6 protein-coding genes are annotated in these 5,680 nt (G+C 65.4%); 3 read left to right on the top strand and 3 right to left on the bottom strand.

The features are described 5' to 3' along the window. Positions 1–692, bottom strand: a 692-nt coding sequence (locus AC4FAH_RS04230) for an ABC transporter ATP-binding protein (protein ID WP_490245683.1), incomplete at its 3' end; no start/stop codon positions are given. 52 nt (positions 693–744) lie between these two features. Beyond that, positions 745–1,989: a lipoprotein-releasing ABC transporter permease subunit gene (locus AC4FAH_RS04235; protein WP_043332064.1), complete on the bottom strand. Its 1,245-nt coding sequence runs from the start codon at positions 1,987–1,989 to the stop codon at positions 745–747. 253 nt (positions 1,990–2,242) lie between these two features. Here AC4FAH_RS04235 and AC4FAH_RS04240 point away from each other — a divergent pair, with 253 nt between their 5' ends. From AC4FAH_RS04240 to AC4FAH_RS04250, 3 genes are all read left to right on the top strand, one after another. Further along, a complete protein-coding gene (locus AC4FAH_RS04240; RefSeq protein WP_324691857.1) occupies positions 2,243–3,304 on the top strand; it encodes an agmatine deiminase family protein in 1,062 nt (353 codons plus the stop codon). Further along, a complete protein-coding gene (locus tag AC4FAH_RS04245) occupies positions 3,304–4,224 on the top strand; it encodes a carbon-nitrogen hydrolase (protein WP_054555016.1) in 921 nt (306 codons plus the stop codon). Before AC4FAH_RS04240 ends, AC4FAH_RS04245 begins: the two co-directional genes overlap by 1 nt. A 291-nt stretch (positions 4,225–4,515) precedes the next feature. Then, the gene (locus tag AC4FAH_RS04250) at positions 4,516–5,385 is read left to right on the top strand and encodes a DNA replication terminus site-binding protein (protein ID WP_043331911.1); all 870 of its coding nucleotides are present in this window, start codon (positions 4,516–4,518) and stop codon (positions 5,383–5,385) included. 73 nt (positions 5,386–5,458) lie between these two features. On the opposite strand, the gene AC4FAH_RS04255 is transcribed toward AC4FAH_RS04250, so the two are convergent. Further along, positions 5,459–5,680, bottom strand: a 222-nt coding sequence (locus tag AC4FAH_RS04255; RefSeq protein WP_490245684.1) for a YrhK family protein, incomplete at its 5' end; no start/stop codon positions are given.

Here is a 5,680-nt window from a genome sequence, read left to right on the forward strand (position 1 = left end):
CGCAGCACACGGTGCTGGTGCGCGGCCAGACCGTTGTCGTGGGTCACGATGATGAAGGCTGCCTGCGCTTCACGCGCGATGTCATCCATCAGCTCGAGAATGCGCGCCGCCGTGGTCTGATCCAGGTTGCCGGTCGGCTCATCCATCAGCACCAGGCTCGGGTCGGTCACCAGCGCACGCGCGATGGCGACGCGCTGACGCTCGCCCCCGGACAGCTCGCCCGGCTTGTGATCGGCGCGCGGCGCCATGCCGACCCGCTCCAGCAGCTTGCGCGCCTTGACGGCAGCCTCGGCGCGCTTGTGGCCACGGATGATCAACGGCATCGCCACGTTCTCTTCGGCACTGAATTCCGCCAGCAGATGGTGGAACTGATACACGAAGCCGATGTGCTGATTGCGGAAGCTGCCCAGTGCCGACTCGCTGAGTTCGGACAGGCGCTGGCCGGCCACCTTCACGATGCCCTGGCTGGGGTGGTCCAGCCCGCCGAGCAGGTTGAGCAGCGTGGTCTTGCCGGAGCCGGAGCTGCCGACGACGGCGACTCGTTCACCGGCATGCACGCGCAGCTCCAGCTCGTCGAGCACCTGCACCTCTTGCGGGCCCTCATCGTAACTGCGACTCAGGCGCTCACAGATCAGCATCGGCTTGCCGTGGGGCTGACCCGGCGCGTGAGTGTCAGAAGCCGGCGTCGGCATGGCGGTGTCTCCAGCAGCAGAACGGATGGATGCATCAGACGGTGTCGACGGATTACTCATAGCGCAGCACCTCCGCCGGCTGGATGCGCGAGGCGCGCCAGGCCGGATACAGCGTCGACAGGAAGCTCAGCACCAGCGCGGAGCCGATGATGATGCCCATGTCGCTCATCTCGAGGCGCGACGGCAGATAGCTGATGAAGTAGACGTTGGGGTCCAGGAACTGGATACCGAAGGTCGACTGCACCCAGGCGATGATGTCGGAGACACTCAGCGCCAGCGCCACACCGGCGATGGCGCCGATGATGATGCCCATCACGCCGATGGTCAGCCCCTGCACGATGAAGATGCCCATGATGGAACCGGGCCTGGCCCCGAGGGTACGCAGGATGGCGATGTCGGCGTGCTTGTCCGTCACCATCATCACCAGCGTCGAGACGATGTTGAAGGCCGCGACGGCGACGATCACCATCAGCAGCAGGCCGATCATGTTCTTCTCCATCTGGATGGCGGCGAACAGGTTGCCGTGGGTGCGCTTCCAGTCCATGCCGCGATACTGCGGCCCCAGCTGACTGACGATGTCGCGGGTGACCTGATCGGCGCTGAACAGGTCATCGAGCTTCAGGCGCACCCCCTGGACGTCACCTTCCTTAAAGCGCGCCAGCTTGGCCATGTCCGAGATATCAGTGTAGGCAAGGCTGGCATCGACGTCCGCGCCGACCTTGAAGATACCAGTCACCGTGAAGCGCTTGAGGCGCGGGAAGATGCCCCCGGGCGTGATGGAGGCCTCGGGCACCAATAGCGTGACGCGATCCCCCACGCCGACGCCCAGGTTGCGCGCCAGCAGCTCGCCCATCACGATGCCCCAGCTGCCGGGCGTGAGATCCGCCAGGCTGCCCTGCACCATGTGCTCGCTGATGATCGAGACCTGGTCCTCCGCGGACGGATCGATGCCGGTGACCAACGCGCCCTTGTTGCGGCCGTTGGTGGTGAACATGCCCTGCTGCTCGATATAGGGCGCCGCACCGACGACATGCGGCTTCTCGCGCAGCTTGCCGGCCAGCGTCTCCCAGTCGGTGACGCTGTCACGCGCCTCGACGCGCACATGCGGCACCATGCCCAGCACGCGGGTGCGCAGCTCGTGGTCGAAGCCGTTCATCACCGACAGCACCAGAATCAGCACGGCGACGCCCAGCGACAGCCCCAGCATCGAGGTCAAGGAAATGAAGGAAATGAAATGGTTACGGCGCTTGGCGCGGGTATAGCGCAGGCCGATCAGAAAGGGTAGGCGATCCAGCAGCATCGAAGTCGATTCCTTGGGTCAGGGTCGCGGGCCATGATACGCATTCCGCAGGCTCGGCGCATGGAGCCATATTCGAACGCAGTTTGCCAGCCTTCGTCTGTGGCCAACATGAACCGCCAGCATGGCGAGACATGTGCACGTCAGGCACCACAGGGCTAGCGTCGGCGCATGGCTCTGCTATCATCGCGCGCCGAGTCCGCGGCATTGCGGCTTGCGCCTTTATCGTTACCTCTTCATCAGGGAGATGCCCATGGCCACCCGTCTGCTCGCCGAATGGCACCCGCAGGACGCCATCCAGCTCAGCTGGCCCAGCCCGCACAGTGACTGGAGCGAGATGCTCGAGAGCATCGAAGCCACCTGCGAGGCCATGGTGATCGCCATCAGCCGCTATCAGCACGTGCTGATCAGCGTCAGCGATGACGCCACCCGCGAGCGCCTCGCCGCGCGCTTCGCCGGTTTCGGCGTGCCCGCCGAGCGCCTGCATCTTTTCGTGGCGCCGCTGGATGACACCTGGACGCGCGACCATGGCCCCATCACCATCGAACGTGATGGCCAGCCGGTGCTGCTCGACTACACCTTCACCGGCTGGGGCGGCAAGTTCGAGGCCGCCCGCGACAACGCCCTGACCCGCGCCCTCGCCGCGCAGGGGGCTTACGCAAGCCCGGTGGAAAGCCGCGACTTCATTCTGGAAGGCGGCGGCATCGAGAGCGACGGCCAGGGCACCCTGCTGACCACCGAGGCCTGCCTGCTCAACGACAACCGCAATGCCGGCCTGAGCCGCGCCCAGGTCGAGGCGCAACTCAAGGCCGATTTCGGGGTCAAATGCGTGCTGTGGCTCGCCAATGGTCATCTGGAAGGCGATGACACCGACAGCCATGTCGACACCCTGGCGCGCTTCTGCGACCCGCGCACCATCGCCTATGTCCGCTGCGATGATCGCGACGACCCGCATTACCCGGCGCTCAAGGCGATGGAAGCCGAGCTTGAAGCCCTGCGCGACGCCAACGGCGACCCGTACTTCCTGGTGCCGCTGCCGTGGCCGGATGCCTGCTTCGATCCGGACGACAGCCATCGCCTGCCGGCGACCTACGCCAACTTCCTGATCATCAACGGGGCCGTGCTGGTGCCGACCTACGCCGATCGTCACGACATGATCGCCCTCAAGGCCCTCGCCAGCGCCTTCCCCAAGCGTGACATCATTCCGGTCGATTGCCGCGCCGTGATTCGCCAGCATGGCAGCCTGCACTGCATGACCATGCAACTGCCCAAGGGCACGCTGGCCACCTCGAACACCTCTCAAGGAGCACTGTGATGACTGCTTCCCGCCGTACACTCAAGGTCGGTGTCGTCCAGCAACAGGGCTGGCCCGACAAGGACACAAGCCTGGCGGCCAGCGAAGCCGCCATTCGTCGCCTTGCCGCCGATGGCGCTGAGCTGGTGATGCTGCAGGAGCTGCATGCCAGCCACTACTTCTGCCAGACCGAAGACACCGAGATCTTCGATCTCGCCGAGCCCCTCGAAGGTCCGACCACCCAGCGTCTGGCCGGTCTGGCCGCCGAACTCGGCCTGGTGATCGTCGGCTCCATCTTCGAGCGTCGCGCCGCTGGGGTGTATCACAATACCGCCGTGGTGCTCGACAAGGCCGCTGGCCTGGTCGGCACCTTCCGCAAGATGCACATTCCGGATGATCCCGGCTTCTACGAGAAGTTCTACTTCACGCCAGGCGATGCACCCAGCGCACAGTCCCCACGCCGCGGCTTCGAGCCCATCGACACCTCGGTCGGCCGTCTGGGCGTGCAGGTCTGCTGGGACCAATGGTATCCCGAAGGCGCACGCCTGATGGCGCTGGCCGGTGCCGAGATGCTGCTCTACCCCACCGCCATCGGCTGGGACCCGCGTGACGATGAAGCCGAGCAGACGCGCCAGAAGGATGCCTGGACCCTGATCCAGCGCAGCCACGGCGTCGCCAATGGCGTGCCGGTGATCGTCGCCAACCGGGTCGGTCATGAAGCGGACCCGACGCCTGCCAGCGAAGGCATCCAGTTCTGGGGCGGCAGCTTCATCTGCGGCCCTCAGGGCGAGCTGCTGGCGCATGGCGGTACCGAGCCCGAGGAGCTGCTGGTCGAGGTGGACCTGGCGCGCGGCGAAGACGTGCGCCGCATCTGGCCTTACCTGCGCGATCGTCGCATCGATGCCTATGGTGATCTCACCGAGCGCTATCGCGACCGCTGAGCCCAGCGGGCTTTTGCAGGTGCCGGCCTGACAACAGCACCCTATCGAGATCACACAGACCCCCGCAGAGACAGGAGGGCGCCCAGCGTGGCGCCCTCTTCTGTTTCGGTCTGTCGGCGCCGGCGCAGCCGGCCTCTCCCGTCACTCCATCCCGGGTGATTCAGTCTCTCGGAGCCCTTCTTCTGCCCGCGCATGCCGCCATGGTCTGACTTGCCATCCCGGTCACGCTAGGCTAAACAAGATAACGCGATAAAAAATCACGCCTCCCTTGCTGCAATCAGGACGCAGAGCATGCCCGAATACCAGTTGATGGCCAGAATAGAAGCGGCCTTCGATACGCAGATCAGTGCCGCCGATCAGGTCATCACCGCGGTCAGAGAAGAGAATTCGCCACTCTGGCGACTGGATGGCGTCAGTGCCGATAGCGAATGGCTCAGCCAGGCGTTGCAGGACGTGTGGTATCAGGATGGCCAGGACGGCCGAGTCACCCGCCCCTATCTGGGCGTTGTCGCCGCAGGCCCGACGGTGATCGAGCGCGTCGCGGCGCTCAACGCCGCCAAGGAGCAGCTGGCGGAGCTCTTCGCCGAGCTGCGCGAGAAGTATCCCGACCAACTGGCCGAGCTGAAGGCGATTCTGCCCTTCCGCCATCCGGGGCTGAATCAGCACCTGAGGGGCGATGGCCTGGCGCGCCTGCATCTCAAGCAGTGCTGGCGGCGAGTGCCAGTGGCAGAGGCACCGGTGGCGCGGGTGCGCTTCGCCTGGTACAGCTCCGGGCGTTCGATCCAGCGCGTCAGCGTGGCGGAGTGTGAAGCCTTGCTGATGAAGCTGGATACCGAGGCCGAGCACGTACGCCTGCAGCTCAAGCTGCTCGCTGGCTTGCCATCGGATGAGATTCTGGCCCGCATCCAGCCCCAGGCACCGCTGATGCGCGCCAACCTGTTCTACCGTGAGCCGGTGATGCGCGAAGACGGTGAGCTACGCACGCGCCGCGCGCTGAACGTCTCTCTGCCGCTGTTCCTGCCGCATGATGACCTGCGCCTGCCCGCTCTCAACCAGCCAAGCCCGACGCCGCCCACCGAACGCACCCGCGCCCGCCGCGGCGACGTGCGCATCGAGGACACGCCCTTCCTCAAGAGTCTGCGCGTGCATCGCTATCGCTGATCTCCAGAGCAAGAGAGCCAGAGCGCCGGTGAGCCGGTGAGCCGAAGAGACAGACCGGCCGTGAAGCCGCCTGCTAGAGGTCCAGCGCCGATTCGGGCATCCGCTTGAGGTGCATGCGGCGCGCCAGGCGAATCACCGGCTTGAGCGTCAGCTGCAGCGAGCCGATCACGAACAGCCAGATTCCCAGTGTCATCCACTCTTCCCAGAAGAAGCACACGCTGCCGATCGTGAACAGCAGCCCCAGCACCAGCTCATTGATGATGCTGGCCAGCTCATAACGGCGATGGATGATCAG

Source organism: Cobetia sp., from assembly GCF_983723665.1.